Here is a 17,985-nt window from a genome sequence, read left to right on the forward strand (position 1 = left end):
TACGCATGACTCCGGATCAAAGATTCGCCCGGCGGGTCCAGGCGGCCATCATCCTGTTCGTCCTGCTGTTCGCCTACTTCCTGGCGGCGGACCTGTGGATGCCCATCACGCCCCAGGCGCAACTGACCCGTCCGGTGCTGCGCATCGCCCCACGCGTGGACGGCCAGGTGCTGGACGTCGCCGTCAGCAACAATCAGCACGTCGAGGCCGGCCAGGTCCTGTTCCGTCTCGACCCCGAACCCTTCCGCCTGGCCGTGCGTGCCGCCGAGCTGGCGCTTGAACAGGCCGAGCAGGACAACCGCCAACTCGACGCCGCTATCGCTGCGGCCCGTGCCGACCAGGTCGCCGCCCAGGCTTCTGCCAGTGAGTTGCAACGCGAGGCTGCGCGCCTCGGGCGTCTGGTGCAGAGCCAGCACGTATCGCGCCAGCTGTTCGAGCAGACCGAAGCGCAGCGTCAGGCCGCCCAGGCCAAGCTGAGTGCCGCCGGTGCGCGCATTCGCGAGCTCGTGGCCCAGCGTGGCGCCGTCGGCGACGACAACCTGCGACTGCGCCAGGCCCGTAACGCGCTGGAGCAGGCGCACCTGCAACTGGAATACAGCGAAGTGCGTGCCGAGCGCGCCGGCACCTTGAGCAACCTGCAGCTGTCCCCCGGCGCATTCCTGCATGCCGGCAATCCGGTGGCCGCGTTGGTGGCGGATGAAGCGGACATCAGTGCCGACTTCCGCGAGAAGGCCCTGCGCTATGTGCGCCTGGAGGATGGTGCTGCGGTGGTGTTCGACGCGCTCCCCGGCCACATTTTTGCGGCCAGGGTCAGCGCCATCGACGCCGGCGTGAAGGAGGGGCAGCTCGACGCCAATGGCGATCTGGCCGCTCCGGCGATCTCCGACCGCTGGGTGCGTGACGCTCAGCGCCAGCGCCTGCACGTCAGCCTGACCGAAACCCTGCCCTATACGCTGCCCAGCGGCGCCAAGGCGACGGTCCAGCTCTACCCGGGCGACTCGCACCTGGCGGACCTGTTCGGCCGTCTGCAGATCGCCGCGATCAGCATCCTGCACTACGTGTATTGATGAACCGCAGGACAGCTCTGACCGAGAACGACCTGAGGCAATGCCTGCGTCTCGCTGGGGGCGGCACCCTCGGGCTGTTCATCTGCAAGTTGATGGGCTGGGACAACGGCTCGTTCTTCTGCGTCTATCCCATGCTCCTGCTCGGCCTCACGCCGGTCATCAACGCCCACATCGTGCGGCAGTTCCTGCTCCAGGCCGTGGTAGTGAGTGTCGAGGTACTGGTGATCTACGGCCTGTTTGGCGACCGACCGCAGATGATAGTGCCGCTGGCTTTCCTGGCCTTCTTCTGGCGCTTCCGTCTGATGGCCCAGGGGGCGCTCTTCATGTTCGGCGCGCTGGGCAGCGTGTTCCTCTCCATCCAGCTTCACTTCGCCAGTTACCCGGAAACCCACCTCTACGACCTGGTCACCAGCAACCTGGTGGCGGCGGGGCTGACGGTCCTGATCGCCTGGCTTATGTTCTTCCTCTTCCCCGATGCCGAGCCGCGTCCGCTGAAGCGGATACCGGCCAAGGACGTGCCCAGCCAGCGCCACGAGGCGATCCTCGGGGCGACTATCGCCACCCTGTCCTTCATGCTGTTCCAGAGCTTCGACCTGAAAGATTCGCTGTCGGCCCAGGTGGCGTCGATCCTGGTCCTGTTCCCCATGCACTGGAACGGCATCCGCTTCGCCGGCCGCATTCGCGCCCTCGGCACCCTGCTGGGCTGCGCCATTGGGCTGGTGCTGCAGCTGGTGCTCTACAGCCATTACGACGTGCTGCCCCTGGTGACCCTGATGTACTGGACCGCCGCCCTCTGCTGCGCTCGCCTGCATGTGCTGGAAGGCGCGCAGGGCATTGGTTTCGGCGCACTGACCACCCTGGCCATCGTCTTCGGCCAGTACCTCACGCCGCAGCACGACGTGGTGTACTCCATCGCCTATCGCCTGAGCTCGGTGTGCGTGTCGGTGTTCCTCACCCTGGTCGCGGTGTTCGTCCTGCACCGGTTGCTCAACCGTTTCGTTGCCTTCCGTCATGCCAGCCATGCCTGACCGTCGGCTCGCGTGCCGTCCGCACTTTTGCCTGCCTAATCTGTCGAAGGCAGGTCCTATGAAGGTAGCGGCCGAATGGAAACGTCCCTCGAATCTCCAAGCGAACTGGAAAAACTCACCCTTGCCCTTCTTCACAGCCGGGGCGAAGTCGAACGGCTGCGCGAACGCGAGGCCATCTTCAGCAGCCTTCTGGGCAGCGTGAACGCCGTGCTCTGGGCCTTCGACTGGGAGGCGCAACGGATCATCTACGTCAGCCCTGCCTACGAGACCATGTTCGGGCGCTCCGCCGCGCTGCTGCTGGCGGACTACAGCGAGTGGCGCAACTGCATCTACCCGGATGACCTGGAATACGCTGCGCAGAGTTTCGCCGAAGTGCTGGAGAAGGGGGCCATCGAGGCCCGCGAGTACCGCATCATCCGCGCCGACGGCCAGCTGCGCTGGATCAGCGACAAATGCTTCATCAGCCAGGGCGGCGGGGAAGGCCAGCCGACCATCGTTGTCGGCATCGCCGAAGACATCACCGAGAAGAAGCAACTGGAGGGTGAACTGCATCGCCTGGCGACCACCGACGTGCTGACCAAGAGCAGCAACCGACGGCACTTCTTCGAATGCGCCCAGCGCGAGTTCGAGCACTCGGTGCAGTTCGGCAGCCCGCTGGCGTTCATCCTGCTGGACGTCGATGACTTCAAGAAGATCAACGACACCCATGGCCACCAGATCGGGGACCAGGTGCTGCAACGCATTGCCCAATGCGGCGGCAATACCTTGCGTCGGGGCGACCTGTTCGGCCGTATCGGCGGCGAGGAGTTCGCCGCCGTCCTGCCCGGTTGCCCGCCGGAACTGGCGTGGCAGATCGCCGAACGCCTGCAGCGGGAAATCCAGCGGATGGGCTTCACCGTCGACGGCAAGAGCTTCGGCGTCACCGTCAGCCAGGGCCTGGCGAACCTTCGTGACGACGGCAACCTCGACAGCCTCTACGCCCGCGCCGACGCGGCCATGTACCAGGCCAAGCGCGGCGGGAAGAATCAGATCGTCCTCGCCGACTGACCCCGATCCCACCTTGTGGGCGCGATTTCAATCGCGAATGACTTAGCTCCCCCAGGTGCGGCTGCACCTACAGTGCAATGAACTCTGGCCGCATGCCTTCCACTCGCTGCAGCACAGGCGGCAGGTAATCGCCGTCACCGGTGAGCTGGTGGAGCAGGCGTTCGCGCAACCTGTGGAAATCCGCGCCGGTGCGCTGGCGCGGGTGCGGCAGGTCGATCTCCACCACCGACTTGATCCGTCCGGGCCGCGGCGCCATCACCACCACGCGGTCGGCCAGGTAGATCGCCTCTTCGGCGTCGTGGGTGACCAGCAAGGTCGTGATGCCGGAGCGTTCGCGGATGGCCAGCAGCTCGTCCTGCAGCTGCTGGCGGGTCAGCGCATCGAGGGCGCCGAAGGGTTCATCCAGCAGCAGGATGCGTGGGCTGGCTACCAAGCCGCGGGCGATGGCCACGCGCTGGGCCATGCCGCCGGAAAGCTGATGGGGGTAGGCCGACTCGAAGCCTGTCAGCCCCACCAGCTGCACGAACTCGTGTACCCGTCGAGCGCGTTCGCCCTGGGTCAGTTTTTCGTTCACCAACCCCAGGCCGATGTTCTGCGCCACGGTCAACCAGGGGAACAGCCGGTGCTCCTGGAACACGATGCCGCGCTCGCCACCGATGCCCCGGACCGGCGCGCCGTCCACGCGGATCTCGCCGTTGTATTCGGTATCCAGACCGACCAGCAGGCGCAGCAGGGTCGACTTGCCGCACCCACTGGAACCGACGATGGCGATGAACTCGCCTTCGTTGATCGCCAGGCTGAAGTCCTGGATGGCCTCGAAGGCCTGGCCATCCACGGAGAAGACCTTGCCGACCCGGTCGAAGCTGACCAGCGGCGCGATGGCGTGGGGTTGGTTGGCCGCATCCCGGGCCGAGGGGTTGAAGGCGTTCATGCGTTTCTCCAGCGCGTCGCGCGCGTTTCGATGCGTTGTCCGAGAGCGCCGAGCAAGGCGCCGACCAGGCCCACCAGGAGCATGGCTGCCATTACCTGGTCCATGCGGAACATCTGCTGGGCGCCGAGCATCAGGCTTGCGATGCCGCCGTCGGATGGCATGAAGTACTCGGCGCCAATGGTCCCCAGCCAGGCGTAGATCAGCGAAAGCCGCAGGCCGGCGAAGATTGCCGGGGCCGCGCCGGGAAGGATCAGCAGGCGCAGACGTCTGGCCAGGTCCAGACGCAGGGTGCGGGCCACTTCGCCCAGTTGCGGCGACAGGCTGGCGATGCCGCGCTGGGTCGCGATGAACAGGGGGAAGAAGGCTGCCAGGCTGACGAACACCACCTTGGCCGCCTCGCCCAGGCCGAACCAGGCAGTGAGCAGCGGCACCCAGGCGAACAGCGCAACCTGGCGCAACGCCGACAGGCTTGGCCCCAACACCCGCTCGGCGTGGCTGGAAAGCCCCAGCAGCAATCCCAGCAGGAGTCCGGCGCCACCGCCGACAACCAGGCCAGCCAGGGCACGCTGCAGGCTGAGCTGCATGGCATGTGGCAGGGAACCATCATCGAAGCCATCCGCCAGGCTGCGCAGCACGTCCAGCGGCGACGCCAGGATATTGCGGTCGACCCAGCCGAGGCTGCTGCTGGCCTGCCAGAGAATCAGCAACGCTGTGGGCAGCAGGACCCCCTGCAGGCGACGCCAACCCCGTGCATCGCTGTGCTGGCGTTGTTCCCCTGTGGCCGGTTGCGGCCAGTGCAGCAAGCGCCGCTCGACGAGCCCGAAGCCACGATCCATCAGAGCGCCTACCAGGCCGATGAGCAGGATGCAGAGGAAGACCAGGTCCAGCATGAACAGCTGGCGTCCCCAGACCATCAGGTAGCCCAGGCCTTCGCTGGAGGCCAGCAGTTCTACTGCCAGCAGCGAAGTCCAGCCGGTCGCCAGCGCCAGACGGAAACCGGTGAGGAAGGCGGGCAGGGCAGCCGGCAGCAACAGGCGCAGGAACAGCAGGTGGCGCGGCAAGCGTAATACGGCGGCGGCCTCACGAAGCTTGGGCTGGGCATCGCGCACGCCGACCAGGGTGTGCAGGGTCACCGGCACCACCACCGCCTTGATCAGCACCACCAGCTTGAGCAGCTCGCCGATGCCGAAGAACAGCATGAACAAAGGAATCCACGCCAGGGTGGGAATCTGCGCCAGGGCCACGAAGGTTGGATAGACCAACGCCTCGGCGCGCCTCGAAGCCCCCAGCCAGGTACCTAGTAGTAGCCCGCCGGCAACCCCGGCCAACAGCCCCCAGAACAGTCGCTGAAGACTTATCCACAGATGGCTCCAGAGCTCGCCGGAGCCGAACTCGAGGCTGCTCTGCCAGACCAGTAACGGCGCTGGCAGTATCTGAGCGCTCATCCAATGGTAGTGGCTCGCCAGCACCCAGAGCAGCGCCAGGCCAAGGGGCAGCAGCCACGGCAGAAAGGCATCGGAATGGCCGCGCCACCAGCCGCTTGGATCGATTGCGGCGGGCGTCCAGGCAAAGGTCCGGCTCATGTCCATCTCCCGAACGGTGGTTCTTAGATTATTCTTAAAAAGAATAATAAAATAATGATTGATTCCTGAAATGGATAAGAGCATGAGTCGATAGCGTCGGGAAGGGATAGGCCGATGCGTTTTCCTCATATTTTTTATGCGGGTTCTGCATGCCACGGTGCAGGCCGCGTCGTGCCTGACTTAGGCAAAAAAATTATTAAAGAATGATTTTTTAATATTTGTTTGGCCTATGGCGTCGCGCCTAGCTTCCGTCCCACAGCGCCGGCCACTGCCGGCGGCAGCCCGTGAAGGAGCCCGCACGCCATGAAAATCCTGCTCAACCAAATACTCGGGGCATTCGCCTCACCCTTGCTGATCGGCGTGCTCGGGGCGTTCCCCCTGGCTGCCCACGCCGAAGCGGCCAAGCCGGAAGCTATCCGCATCGCTGTGCCCGACCTCAGTGCCGGTACGCAGCACAGCGCCGGTGGCGTGGTGGACGTACTGCGTGACCAGAAGGTCTTCGAAGAGGAATTCGCCAAGGACGGAATCCGTGTCGAGTGGCGCTTCTTCAAGGGCGCGGGGCCGGTGGTGAACGAGGCCCTGGCCAACGGCCAGGTGGACTTCGCCTACCTGGGCGACCTGGCGGCAATCGTCGGCAAGGCCAATGGGCTGGACACCCGGGTGATCAGCGCCAATACCCGTGGCGTGAAGAGTTACCTCGGCGTGGTGCCGGGCTCGGGCATCAAGACCCTGCAGGATCTCAAGGGCAAACGCGTGGCGGTGTTTCGTGGCACTGCCCTCCAGCTCTCCTTCGCCAGCGCCCTGGCCAGCCAGGGTCTCAGCGAGCGTGACTTGAAAGTGATCAACCTCGATTTCAATGCCGCCAGTGCGGCCCTGGCCGCCAAGCAGATCGACGCGACCTGGGGTCTCTCCAACTTGATCGCCCTGCGCGAGCGCGGTCTCGCGGAACTGCCGCTGAGCTCCCGAGACCTCGCTGGCGCGGGCAGCACCCAGGCGGTGCTGGTGGCTACCGGTGACTTCATCCGCCAGTACCCGGATGTGGTGGGGCGCCTGGTGAAGGCCCAACAGAAGGCAGTGAACTGGCTGCGCGACGACGCCAACAAAGGTGCCTACGTCGAACTGGTTTCGGGCCTGGCCAGCTATCCGCCGGGCATCCTCGCCAGCGATCTGGCCCAGGAAAGCCTGAGTCGCTATTTCGATCCACACCTTGACGCTGAATTTGTCGGCCTGCTGCAACAGGGCGTGGACCTGGCTGTCAAGGAACGCCTGATCCGCCGTGGTTTCCAGGTTTCCGACTGGGTGGAGCCGCGTTTCCTCGACGCGGCATTGCAGGGGCCGGGACAGGCCTCGCGCTGACAGGGAGTCGCTGACAAGGAAGTCATTTACAGGGAAGTCGTGGAGGCCGCCGCAAGGCGGCTTTTTTATCCACAGGGCATCGCGAATGAATTCGCTCCCACAAGCAGCGCACAGGCCTGAATCCTTGCATAGACAACCCCCTCTCCCTTCAGGGAGAGGGCGGACGATGTATGCGCGAACCTGCGACCCGCCTGGCGAATGAATTCGCCCCTACAGGGGCGCTCAGGCCTGAATACCTGCACAGACAGCTCAGAGGGTTGGGGGGAGGGCGGATCGCTCCTTACGCCGCCTGCTCCAGCGAGTCCAGCTCCACCAGCACTTCGATCAGCGCTCGCGCCGCCGGTGACAGGCGATAACCTGTGCGGGTGACGATGCCGCAGCGCGCGGCCAGGCTGTCCATCCGGTCTGGCAGGTTGCGCCAGTGCAGCAGGGCCAGTGCACCGCACTCCAGCAGCGGTGCGATGGTTTCCTGCTGGGCGATGCCGATGGCATCGGTCTGGCGCACCACCTGTACCAGCGTGGGCACATGGTCGCACTCCAGGTTGAGCTGGAAATCCGCCAGGCCGCTGAAGCTTGCCAGCAGCTTGCGGATGCCTGCCGGCATCCGCGTAGCGGCCAGCGGGTAGTCGAACATGTCATTGGTCGACAGGCTCTCCTTGAGCAGCAGCGGGTGCCCCTGGCGGCAGAAGAACCGGCCATATCGCGGCGTCAGCGGCTGGGTCTGGAAGCTCGGGTCGGCCTCGAACTGGCGCACGTCGGCGATGAAGAACTCGATCTCGTCCCTGGCCAGGCGGCGCCCCAGTACTTCCCAGTTGTTCACCTCGAAATGGGTGCGGATACGCGGATAGCGCCGCATGAAATCGGCCAGGGCGTCCGGCACCAGCCTGGCGGCCGGCGCAGGGCCGCTGCCGAAGTACAACTCGCCGGCATCCAGCTTGGTCATCTGGTCGATTTCGCGCGCCAGGTTGCTCGCGCCCTGAACCAGGCGCAGGGCGTGCTGCAGCACCACCTGGCCTTCGGGCGTGGGGCGTAGGTCCTTGCTGCCCCGGTCCACCAGCTGGCAGCCGAAATCCTGCTCCAGGCCCTGGATGCTGCGGCTGAAGGCCGGTTGGGTTATCCCCATGGCGTCGGCCGCACGGACGAAGCTGCGGTGTTCGAGCAGGGCGATGAAGTAACGGAGCTGGCGCAGGTCCATGGTGCTTTTCCGGCATCGAAAATATAGGGCGAAGGCATTTGTCGCGGCATTGCGTGGGGTTTTAAATGCAGGCTCTTATTCCGTCAAATGAGTATTCGATAATTTATTAGATGTATATCGAATAAGCATATGGCTCATCTCCCTGACCGTGAGGACCGCACCATGAGCAATGCCGCACTGGCCCAACAGCAGGCCATCGAACTCGATATCCATCCCGTTGCCGGCCGAATCGGCGCCGAAATCCGGGGCGTGACGCTGTCCGGCAATCTGGATGCCGCTATCCTCGAAGCCATCCAGGCAGCCCTGGTTCAGTACAAGGTGATCTTCTTCCGGGGCCAGACCCAGCTGGACGACCAAGGTCAGGAAGCCTTTGCCAAATTGCTTGGCGAGCCGGTGGCGCACCCCACCGTGCCAGTGCGCGAGGGTACCCATTACCTGCTGCAGTTGGACGGCGCCGAGGGGCAGCGCGCCAACTCCTGGCACACAGACGTCACCTTCGTCGACGCCTATCCCAAGGCTTCCATCCTGCGCAGCGTGACCGCTCCAGCTGCCGGTGGCGACACTGTCTGGGCCAACACCGCGACCGCTTACCAGGACCTCCCGGTGGCGTTGCGTGAGCTGGCCGACAAGCTCTGGGCCGTGCACAGCAACGAATACGACTACGCCGCCACGCGCCCCCAGGTCAGCGCCGAGAAGCTGGAGGCGTACCGCAAGGTCTTCACTTCCACCGTCTATGAGACTGAACACCCAGTGGTGCGGGTGCATCCGGTGAGCGGCGAGCGCACGCTGGTGCTGGGGCACTTCGTCAAACGCATCAAGGGCCTCTCCCAGCCGGATTCAGCGCATCTGTTCGCCGTGCTCCAGGGGCATGTCACCCGCCTGGAAAACACCGTGCGCTGGCGCTGGCAGGCTGGCGATGTGGCGATCTGGGATAACCGCGCGACCCAGCATTACGCAGTCGACGACTACGACACCCAGCCGCGCATCGTCCGCCGCGTGACCCTGGCCGGTGACGTACCGGTGAGTATCGACGGGCAGCACAGCCAGACCATTCGCAAGAGCTGATTCCCCCACCAGCAAGCCCCCACCGGAACGATCCGCTGGGGGCTTTTTGCTTTTGTAGGGTGCGCTGCGCGCACCGATATCCCTGCGCCAGAGGCGTTGTGCGTGCAGCGCACCTTGCGAGGGCTAGATGCCTGCCGGGCATATATTCAATGCCCCTAAAGCATCGATTAATTTTTTTCTTTTATTTTCAACGACTTATGAATCACATATCTCTAAAGGTAATTAGTAAATCATTAAAAATTACTTTTAGAGATAAGTCGTTCAGCCAATCATCTCCCCATGGCCGACCGCTCTAGCTCGGCCATCTCGCCGGTCACTGGCCGGTTGCCTGTTCAACACGCCCGGCGGCACAGCCGGGCTTTTCAACTCCAGGAGTCTTGCCGATGGGCAATGTCCTCGAAGCCGATAGCGGCCGCGAACTGCACTGGCAGGAAGTACGCCGCCCAGGCGAGGTCCGCGACCTCGGCGTACCGGTGCGCCAGGCGCTGGACCGCACGGTCTTCCGTAGCCCTGGCGCCACCCGCGTGCTCAGCCGCCGCGAGGCCTGGCTGCTGGGCGCCTTCGCCCTGGTCCTGCACGGCGCCGTGCTGCACTGGCTGAGCCAGAAGCCCACCCCGCCGCTGCCGGAAGTGCCGCCGCAGATTCCGCCCATGACCATCGAGTTCACCGCCCCGGCCCCGCCGGTGGTGGAACCGCCGCCGCCGGAGCCGCCGCCGCCCGTGATCGAGCCGCCGCCCCCGGTGGTGGAGGAACTGGCCGTGAAGCCGCCGCCACCCAAGCCGGTGCCCAAACCCAAACCCAAACCCAAGCCGAAACCGCAGCCGCCCAAGCCCGCGCCGAAGCCCGTGGCCAAGCCGGTCGAACCGCCGCCCGCACCGCCCAAGGCCGAAGCCCCGCCCGCGCCACCGGCTCCGCCGGCGCCGGCCCCGGTGACGCCACCCTCGGCCAACGCCGGCTACCTGAAGAACCCGGCGCCCGAGTACCCCGCCTTCGCCCAGCGGCGCGGCTGGGAGGGCACCGTGCTGCTGCGCGTGCATGTGCTCGCCACGGGACTGCCAAGCGAGGTCCAGGTGCAGAAGAGCAGCGGCCGCGAACTGCTCGACGAGGCCGCGGTGCGCGCGGTCAAGCGCTGGACCTTCGTGCCGGCCAAGCAGGGCGAAGTCGCCCGCGACGGCTGGGTCAGCGTGCCCATCGATTTCAAATTGAACTGATTCAGCGACTTTGCCTGTAGAGAGGAATTCACCATGGACCTGCTAACCAACCCCTTCGCCTCCATCGAGCACCTGGTGATCTGGCTGCTCATCGGCTTCTCCGTCGTCACCTGGGGCCTGGCCCTGGTCAAGGGCATCCAGTTCGCCCGCCTGAAGCGCCGCGACCGCCAGTTCCAGAAGCGCTTCTGGAGCGCCACCAGCCTGGACAGCGCCGCCGAACAGCTGCAGCAGCATGCCGGTGCCGCCGCTCACGTGGCCCAGGCCGGTTTCGCCGCGATCCAGGTGCAGGGGGGCCAACCCGGCGACCTGAGCCAGGCAATCAACCATCAGGACCGTCTGGAACGCGCCCTGCGCCAGCAGATCCAGCGGGAACGCCGCTCCCTGGAGTCGGGCCTGGCGGTGCTCGCCTCGATCGGCTCCACCTCGCCCTTCATCGGCCTGTTCGGCACCGTCTGGGGCATCATGGAAGCCCTCAAGGGCATCAGCGCAGCCGGCTCGGCCAGCCTGGAAACCGTGGCCGGGCCGATCGGCGCGGCGCTGGTCGCCACCGGCGTGGGCATCGCCGTCGCGGTGCCGGCGGTGCTGGTTTACAACTACTTCCTGCGCAGCCTCAAGCTCACCGCCGCCGACCTCGACGACTTCGCCCACGACTTCTACCTGCTGGCACAGAAGAGCGCCTTCAAGCTGCTCGTCAATCCCGCCCCGGCGCGTGCCGCGGGCGCCGTGAAGGAGGCGTCCTGACATGGCCTTCTCCACCCAGGACAACGACGAAGTCCTTTCCGAGATCAACGTCACCCCGCTGGTGGACGTGATGCTGGTGCTGCTGGTGGTGTTCATCGTCACCGCGCCGCTGCTGACCAACGCCATCCCGATCAACCTGCCGAAAACCGAGGCCGTGGCCCCGCCCGAGCAGAAGGACCCGCTGGTGGTGAGCATCGACGGCACCGGCAAGCTGTTCATCAACAAGGACGAGATCCAGCCCGACCTGCTGCAGACCAGCCTGGAAGCGGCCAAGACCAAGGACCCGGAACTGCGCGTGCAACTGCAGGCCGACGACCAGGTGGACTACGGCGCCGTGGCCCGTGCCATGGCCTCCATCGAGCGGGCGGGGATCACCAAGCTCGCGGTGATTACTGCGCGCTGACAAGTTTTGGTCACCTTTCTTCAGGCAGGGGGAAGGTGGCCTTTTTATTCGCAACGACCTACGGGAACGCGCGCGGTGTCATTCTTGGACTCCGATCAACTCCGTCCCGTCAGGTGGAGGGTGGCCGGGCCGATCATTAACTTCATCGTAACGATTGCTCCCCGGGCTTGATTGATGACCCACCGGTCGCGCTCCTAAGGTTCGCTCCACGACAGCGGAACTCGTGGAGCCACCATGACAACAAGACCCTCTCCCCCGCCGCAGTGGTCGCGTCGGCGCGCTGAAAAGCAGCGCCGTCTCGACCAGGTACGCAACCTCGCCGATGGCGTCGTGCTGCCCAGCGAACGGATCGTCGAAGCCCTCGAAGCACTGATCGCCCCTGGCGACCGTGTGGTGCTCGAAGGCAACAACCAGAAGCAGGCGGATTTCCTCTCCCGCTCCCTGGCCAAGGCCGATCCCGGTCGTCTGCACGACCTGCACATGATCATGCCCAGCGTCAGCCGCGCCGAGCACCTCGATCTCTATGAACGCGGCATCGCCCGCAAGCTCGACTTCTCCTTCGCTGGCCCGCAGAGCCTGCGCATCGGCCAGTTGCTCGAAGACGGCCTGCTGGAAGTCGGCGCCATCCATACCTACATCGAGCTCTACTCGCGCCTGCTGGTTGACCTCATCCCCAACGTCGCCCTGGTGGCCGGCTTCATGGCCGACCGCGAAGGCAACATCTACACCGGCCCCAGTACCGAAGACACGCCGGCCCTGGTGGAACCCACCGCGTTCAGCGACGGCATCGTCATCGTCCAGGTCAACGAGCTGGTGGACGATGTGCGCGACCTGCCGCGCGTGGACATCCCCGCCTCCTGGGTCGACTTCGTGGTGGTCGCCGACAAGCCGTTCTACATCGAGCCGCTGTTCACCCGCGACCCGCGCCACATCAAGCCGGTGCACGTGCTGATGGCGATGATGGCGATCCGCGGCATCTATGAAAAACACAAGGTCCAGTCGCTCAACCACGGCATCGGCTTCAACACCGCCGCCATCGAACTGATCCTGCCCACCTACGGCGAATCCCTCGGCCTGAAGGGCAAGATCTGCCGCAACTGGACGCTCAACCCGCATCCGACCCTGATCCCCGCCATCGAGACCGGCTGGGTGGAGAGCGTGCACTGCTTCGGCACCGAACTGGGCATGGAGGACTACATCGCCCAGCGCCCGGACGTGTTCTTCACCGGCCGCGACGGCTCCATGCGTTCCAACCGCATGATGTGCCAGCTGGCCGGGCAGTACGCCGTGGACCTGTTCATCGGCGCCACCCTGCAGGTGGACGGCGACGGCCACTCCTCCACCGTCACCCGTGGCCGCCTGGCCGGCTTCGGCGGCGCGCCGAACATGGGCCACGACCCCCGCGGCCGCCGCCATGCGACCCCGGCCTGGCTCGACATGACCGAGCCGGTGACGATGCTCGAACGCGGCAAGAAGCTGGTGGTGCAGATGGTCGAGACCTACCAGGAAGGCGGCAAACCCACCTTCGTCGAAACGCTGGACGCCGTCGACGTGGCGAAGAAGGCCGGCATGCCCCTGGCGCCGGTGATGATCTACGGCGATGACGTCACTCACCTGCTCACTGAAGAAGGCATCGCCTACCTCTACAAGGCGCGCAGCCTCGAAGAGCGCCGCGCGATGATCGCCGCGGTCGCCGGCGTCACCGCCATCGGCCTGCGCCATGACCCGAAAGAGACCCTGCGCATGCGTCGCGAAGGGCTGATCGCATTGCCGGAAGACCTCGGCATCCGCCGTACACAAGCCACGCGGGAACTGCTGGCGGCGAAGAGCATCGCCGAACTGGTGGAGTGGTCCGGCGGCCTTTACAACCCCCCAGCCCGCTTCAGGAGTTGGTGATGAGCGCACTGATTGCCCGCAATACCGACCTGCCCCTGGCCGACCGGCTGGCGGACCTGGCGGTGGACGCCCTGATCGACGAAGCCGACCTCTCGCCCAAGCCGGCACTGGTGGACCGTCGCGGCAGTGGCGCCCACAGCGACCTGCACCTGGGCCTGATGCATGCCTCTGCGTTGTCTCTCTGGCCCTGCTTCAAGCAGATGGCCGAGGCGGCGCTGGAGCTTGGCGACGTCGGTCAACCGCTGCGCGAAGCCCTCGGCCGGATTGGCCGCGAAGGTGAAGCGGCGATGCTCAGCATCACCGGCGGGGTGAATACCCACCGGGGTGCCATCTGGGCCCTCGGCCTGTTGGTGGCGGCACAGGCGCTGAAACCTGAAAGCCGCGACGCCCACGCCATCGCCCTGCGCGCTGCGCGCATCGCCCTGATCGATGACCGTGCGGTGCTCCACAGCGACAGTCACGGCGCCCAGGTCGCCCGTCGCTACGGTGCCCGTGGCGCGCGGGAGGAAGCCCAGCTCGGCTTCCCCGCTGTGATCGAACAGGGCCTGCCGCAACTGGCCCGCAGCCGTGCAGCGGGCGCCGGCGAGCAGAACGCCCGCCTCGATGCGCTGCTGGCGATCATGGCCACCCTGGCTGACACCTGCGTGCTCTGGCGCGCCGGCCTGGAAGGTCTCGCCGCCATGCAGCAGGGCGCCCGTGCCGTACTCGACGCCGGTGGCAGTGCCAGCCTTGCCGGCCGCCGCCAACTGCGCGCGCTGGACGCCCGCCTGCTGCAACTCAACGCCTCGCCGGGTGGTGCCGCCGATCTGCTGGCCGCCTGCCTGTTCCTCGATAAAGCCGGGAGCCTGTGACCATGGAAACCCTGTCCTTCCAATTCCCCGCCGGGCAACCGGCCCGAGGCCGCGCCCTGGTCGGCTGCGTCGGCTCCGGCGACCTCGAAGTGCTGCTGGAGCCCGGCAGCGCCGGCACCCTGTCGATCCAGGTGGTGACCTCGGTGAATGGCAGCGGCCCGCGTTGGCAGCAGCTGTTCCAGCGCCTGTTCGACGGTCAGTCGCTGCCGGCCCTGAACATCGACATCCACGACTTCGGCGCCACGCCCGGCGTGGTGCGCCTGCGCCTGGAACAGGGGCTGGAGGCCCTTTCTTCTCAAGAGGAGCCCGCACATGACTGATATCGCACGCCTGCTCGAAGCGCGCAGTTTCGTCGAACTCGGCGCCCGCCAGCGCGCCCGCGAGCTGCTGGATGCCGGTAGCTTCCGCGAACTCATCGGTCCCTTCGACCGGGTCATTTCCCCCTGGCTGCCGCAGCAGGGCATCGTGCCCCAGGCCGACGACGGCGTGGTGGTCGCCAAGGGCAGCATCATGGGCCAGCCAGCGGTGATTGCCGCCATCGAAGGTGCTTTCCAGGGCGGCAGCATGGGCGAAGTCGGGGGTGCCAAGATCGCCGGTGCGTTGGAACTGGCGGCTGAAGACAACCGCCAGGGCATTCCTACCTGCGCCGTGCTGCTGCTGGAAACCGGCGGCGTGCGCCTGCAGGAAGCCAATCTCGGGCTGGCTGCCATCGCCGAAATCCAGGCGGCCATCGTCGCGCTGCGGGAGTTTCAGCCGGTGATCGGCCTGGTTGCCGGTCCGGTGGGTTGCTTCGGCGGCATGTCCATCGCTGCCGGTCTGTGCAGCCACCTGATCGTCACCCGCGAAGCGCGCCTGGGTCTCAACGGCCCGCAGGTGATCGAGCAGGAAGCCGGCATCGAGGAATACGACTCCCGCGACCGTCCCTTCATCTGGAGCCTCACTGGTGGCGAACAGCGCATGGCCAGCGGCCTGGTGGACGCCTATGTCGCTGACGATATCGAGGCCATCCGCGAAACCCTGCAAGGCCTGCTGGCCCAACCGGAACAGGGCCTGCCGCGCAGTCGCCGGCACGCCTGGTTCCTCGAGCGCCTGGCGCAGCTGGGCGAAGAGTGCGAACAACTGGACGCTGCCGCTGTGCGTGCCCTTTACCAAGGAGAACGGACATGAGCCGTGGACTGAACTGGCTGCACGGCCTTGCCGGCGGCGCAACCCTGAAAGGCTTCCCGGCTTCGGTGAAGGTGATCGACGGGGAGCTGGGCAATCGCGCCGCGCGCTTCATCGCCGTTGTGTCCGATCCACAGAATCCTTTCCCCCGTGCCCGCAATGGTGAGGTCGGCTTGCTGGAGGGATGGGGCCTGGCCAAGGCGGTGGATGAGGCCATCGAGGCTGATCGCGACGGCGCCAAGCGCGTGATCGTGGCGTTGGTGGATGTCCCCAGCCAGGCCTATGGCCGCCGTGAGGAAGCCCTTGGCATTCACCAGGCACTGGCGGGAGCGGTGGACGCATACGCTCGTGCCCGCCACGCCGGCCACCCAGTGATCGGGCTGCTGGTGGGCAAGGCCATGTCCGGTGCCTTCCTCGCCCACGGCTACCAGGCCCAGCGCCTGATAGCGCTGGATGACGGCGGGGTGATGGTCCACGCCATGGGCAAGGCCGCCGCCGCGCGCATCACCCTGCGCAGCGTGGAGGAACTGGAAGCCCTCGCCGCCAGGGTGCCGCCCATGGCCTACGACCTGGAGAACTACGCCTCCCTTGGGTTGCTGTGGGAGCGGGTTGCGGTGGGCGACGCGCAGCAGCCGAACGAAGCCGATGTTGGTCGGGTGCGCGAATGCTTGCTGCGGGCGGTGGACGACATCGGTTCGAGTACCGACCTGTCCGGGCGACTGGGTGCGGAGAACCGAGCCGCGTCTTCGCGTGTGAGGGAGATGTTGCGGGCGCAGTGGTAGTTCGCTGCCCCTCTCCCCCACCCGTCTCCCTGAAGGGAGAGGGGCCGGGGGAGAGGGGGAATCCCTGGCACCCAGATACCAAGGAGCCACGAATGAACAAGACTCCAAAACCCCACGATCTGCTCTGGGGCATGACCCTCGACCACCTGCCTGCTGAAGCCCCTGCCTGGGCGCGGCAGGCACTGGCCGCCGGCCATCCCGTGGTGGTGCGTCGTGCGCTCTGCGAGCCCGGCCTGATCGCCGTCGGCATTCGTGGCGCCACACGTGACCAGCGCTTCGCCGCGATGATGCCGATCCGTGCCATCCAGCGTGCGCTCAGCCCCGAACAACTGCGGCCTCGTTCTGCCGCCCAATACCCAGCGCTTCGGTCGCTGGAAGCCGTCGCCCCGATACTCGCTGCCACCAGCCTGCCCTGGGGCCCCACCGGCAGCGTCGGATTCCAGCTCGCCACCGGCATTGCTGTGCTGCACGAGGCCAGCGACCTCGACCTGATCCTGCGTACGTCGATGCCTTTCAGCCGCCAGCATGCTCGCGCGCTGCTGGAGGTACTGGCCGACGCGCCTTGCCGTATCGACCTGCAACTGGAAACCCCCAACGGCGCCGTGGCCCTGCGCGAGTGGGCCGGCGAGGCGCGCCGCGTGCTGCTGAAATGCGCTGAAGGCGCCCGTCTTGTGGACAACCCATGGCACGTCCTGGAGCACGCCGCGTGAGCAGCCTGTTTGCCTTTCCCGGCCAGGGCGCGCAGCAGGCGGGCATGCTTCACCAGCTGCCGCCGGAGGCTACGGCCAGCCTGGTAGAGGCCAGCGATGTGCTGGGGGAGGACGTGCTGGCGCTGGATTCGGCAGAGGCGTTGCAATCCACTCGCGCGGTGCAGCTCTGCCTGTTGGTGGCCGGAGTTTCTTGCGCGCGCTTGCTGCTCGAACGCGGGCCGGCGCCGGACTATGTGGCGGGCCTCTCCATCGGTGCCTACGCCGCTGCGGTGATCGCCGGTTCGCTGGGCTTTGCCGATGCGCTGCGCCTGGTGGCCCTGCGTGGCGAACTGATGCAGCGGGCTTATCCACAGGGCTACGGCATGACTGCCATCCTCGGCCTTGACCAGGGCACCGTGGAGCGCCTGCTGGCCGAGGCTGATGGTCCGGTCTTTCTCGCCAACATCAACGCCGAGAACCAGTTGGTGATTGCCGGTAGCGAGGCTGCCATGACCGCCGTCGCCGAGCGTGCCCGTAAGCTTGGTGCCGGTGCGGCGAAGCGTCTGGCGATGAGCGTGCCGTCCCACTGCGAACTGCTGGAGCAACCCGCGCGCGAACTGGCCGCCGCCTTCGCCGGGGTAGAACTGCGTCGCCCCGCGATCCGCTACCTCAGCGGTAGCACGGCGCGGCCGATCTTCGATCCTGAGCGCCTGCGCGACGACCTCGCCTTCAACATGTGCCGTGTCATCGACTGGCACGCCACCCTGCGCACCGCCTACGAGCGCGGCGTGCGCCTGCATATCGAACTGCCGCCCGGCACCGTGCTCAGCGGTCTGGCGCGGCGGGTCTTCGACCAAGGTACGGTGATCGCCTTCCAGGGCGCCCGTCTGGATACGCTGGACGCCTTGCTGCGTGAGGAGGTAAGCCGGACCCGATAACCGCCATGCACTTCGAAGGACAAGAACAAGCAACTTCG

Annotated in this window: 18 protein-coding genes; 15 read left to right on the forward strand and 3 right to left on the reverse strand. The window is 66.1% G+C overall.

Going from position 1 to position 17,985, the window contains the following annotated elements; translation table 11 throughout:
- Window positions 1-5: 5 nt before the first annotated feature.
- From SA496_RS26770 to SA496_RS26780, 3 genes are all read left to right on the forward strand, one after another.
- Window positions 6-1,067 carry an HlyD family secretion protein gene (locus tag SA496_RS26770; RefSeq protein ID WP_120653690.1) on the forward strand — a complete coding sequence of 354 codons (1,062 nt, stop codon included), beginning with the start codon at window positions 6-8 and terminating at the stop codon, window positions 1,065-1,067.
- Entirely contained in the window at window positions 1,067-2,095 is a 1,029-nt protein-coding gene (locus tag SA496_RS26775) for a DUF2955 domain-containing protein (protein WP_120653689.1), read from the forward strand. Before SA496_RS26770 ends, SA496_RS26775 begins: the two co-directional genes overlap by 1 nt.
- Before the next feature lie 75 nt (window positions 2,096-2,170).
- A complete protein-coding gene (locus SA496_RS26780; RefSeq protein WP_120653688.1) occupies window positions 2,171-3,142 on the forward strand; it encodes a GGDEF domain-containing protein in 972 nt (323 codons plus the stop codon).
- A gap of 67 nt (window positions 3,143-3,209) precedes the next feature.
- Here the strand turns inward: SA496_RS26780 and SA496_RS26785 are convergent, their stop codons facing one another.
- Both SA496_RS26785 and SA496_RS26790 read right to left on the reverse strand, forming a co-directional pair.
- Window positions 3,210-4,073 carry an ABC transporter ATP-binding protein gene (locus SA496_RS26785; protein WP_120653687.1) on the reverse strand — a complete coding sequence of 288 codons (864 nt, stop codon included), beginning with the start codon at window positions 4,071-4,073 and terminating at the stop codon, window positions 3,210-3,212.
- On the reverse strand, window positions 4,070-5,656 hold the full coding sequence (locus tag SA496_RS26790; RefSeq protein ID WP_371924242.1) for an ABC transporter permease: 1,587 nt from the start codon (window positions 5,654-5,656) through the stop codon (window positions 4,070-4,072). Before SA496_RS26790 ends, SA496_RS26785 begins: the two co-directional genes overlap by 4 nt.
- A gap of 303 nt (window positions 5,657-5,959) precedes the next feature.
- Between SA496_RS26790 and SA496_RS26795 the strand changes: the two genes are divergently transcribed.
- The gene (locus tag SA496_RS26795; protein WP_330114730.1) at window positions 5,960-7,012 is read left to right on the forward strand and encodes an ABC transporter substrate-binding protein; all 1,053 of its coding nucleotides are present in this window, start codon (window positions 5,960-5,962) and stop codon (window positions 7,010-7,012) included.
- A 280-nt stretch (window positions 7,013-7,292) separates the two neighbouring features.
- Here the strand turns inward: SA496_RS26795 and SA496_RS26800 are convergent, their stop codons facing one another.
- Complete coding sequence (locus SA496_RS26800) at window positions 7,293-8,207, reverse strand: LysR family transcriptional regulator (protein WP_330114731.1); 915 nt, start codon at window positions 8,205-8,207, stop codon at window positions 7,293-7,295.
- A 162-nt stretch (window positions 8,208-8,369) separates the two neighbouring features.
- On the opposite strand from SA496_RS26800, the gene SA496_RS26805 reads away from it, so the two are divergent.
- The 11 genes from SA496_RS26805 to mdcH all read left to right on the forward strand — a co-directional run bounded on the left by SA496_RS26805 (window position 8,370) and on the right by mdcH (window position 17,947).
- Window positions 8,370-9,272 (forward strand): TauD/TfdA dioxygenase family protein, encoded by a 903-nt coding sequence (locus SA496_RS26805; protein ID WP_120655309.1) that lies wholly within the window; start codon window positions 8,370-8,372, stop codon window positions 9,270-9,272.
- 383 nt (window positions 9,273-9,655) lie between these two features.
- Window positions 9,656-10,483, forward strand: a complete 828-nt coding sequence (locus SA496_RS26810) for an energy transducer TonB (RefSeq protein WP_330114732.1) — start codon at window positions 9,656-9,658, stop codon at window positions 10,481-10,483.
- Window positions 10,484-10,516: 33 nt separating this feature from the next.
- Window positions 10,517-11,224: a MotA/TolQ/ExbB proton channel family protein gene (locus SA496_RS26815; protein WP_120653682.1), complete on the forward strand. Its 708-nt coding sequence runs from the start codon at window positions 10,517-10,519 to the stop codon at window positions 11,222-11,224.
- A 1-nt stretch (window position 11,225) separates the two neighbouring features.
- On the forward strand, window positions 11,226-11,627 hold the full coding sequence (locus tag SA496_RS26820; RefSeq protein ID WP_120653681.1) for an ExbD/TolR family protein: 402 nt from the start codon (window positions 11,226-11,228) through the stop codon (window positions 11,625-11,627).
- A 234-nt stretch (window positions 11,628-11,861) separates the two neighbouring features.
- Window positions 11,862-13,523 (forward strand): malonate decarboxylase subunit alpha, encoded by a 1,662-nt coding sequence (gene mdcA, locus SA496_RS26825; protein ID WP_120653680.1) that lies wholly within the window; start codon window positions 11,862-11,864, stop codon window positions 13,521-13,523.
- Window positions 13,523-14,374 (forward strand): triphosphoribosyl-dephospho-CoA synthase, encoded by an 852-nt coding sequence (locus SA496_RS26830; RefSeq protein ID WP_120653679.1) that lies wholly within the window; start codon window positions 13,523-13,525, stop codon window positions 14,372-14,374. The genes mdcA and SA496_RS26830 overlap by 1 nt, the downstream gene beginning before the upstream one ends.
- Window positions 14,375-14,376: 2 nt before the next feature.
- Entirely contained in the window at window positions 14,377-14,694 is a 318-nt protein-coding gene (locus SA496_RS26835) for a malonate decarboxylase subunit delta (protein WP_120653678.1), read from the forward strand.
- On the forward strand, window positions 14,687-15,541 hold the full coding sequence (locus SA496_RS26840; protein ID WP_330114733.1) for a biotin-independent malonate decarboxylase subunit beta: 855 nt from the start codon (window positions 14,687-14,689) through the stop codon (window positions 15,539-15,541). The genes SA496_RS26835 and SA496_RS26840 overlap by 8 nt, the downstream gene beginning before the upstream one ends.
- Window positions 15,538-16,320, forward strand: a complete 783-nt coding sequence (gene mdcE / locus SA496_RS26845; protein ID WP_330114734.1) for a biotin-independent malonate decarboxylase subunit gamma — start codon at window positions 15,538-15,540, stop codon at window positions 16,318-16,320. The genes SA496_RS26840 and mdcE overlap by 4 nt, the downstream gene beginning before the upstream one ends.
- Window positions 16,321-16,412: 92 nt before the next feature.
- The gene (locus SA496_RS26850) at window positions 16,413-17,030 is read left to right on the forward strand and encodes a malonate decarboxylase holo-ACP synthase (RefSeq protein WP_120653675.1); all 618 of its coding nucleotides are present in this window, start codon (window positions 16,413-16,415) and stop codon (window positions 17,028-17,030) included.
- Window positions 17,027-17,947 (forward strand): malonate decarboxylase subunit epsilon, encoded by a 921-nt coding sequence (gene mdcH / locus SA496_RS26855; protein ID WP_120653674.1) that lies wholly within the window; start codon window positions 17,027-17,029, stop codon window positions 17,945-17,947. The genes SA496_RS26850 and mdcH overlap by 4 nt, the downstream gene beginning before the upstream one ends.
- The last annotated feature ends 38 nt before the right edge of the window (window positions 17,948-17,985 follow it).

This window comes from Pseudomonas sp. JS3066 (assembly GCF_036328175.1).
In the GTDB taxonomy this organism is placed as follows: domain Bacteria; phylum Pseudomonadota; class Gammaproteobacteria; order Pseudomonadales; family Pseudomonadaceae; genus Metapseudomonas.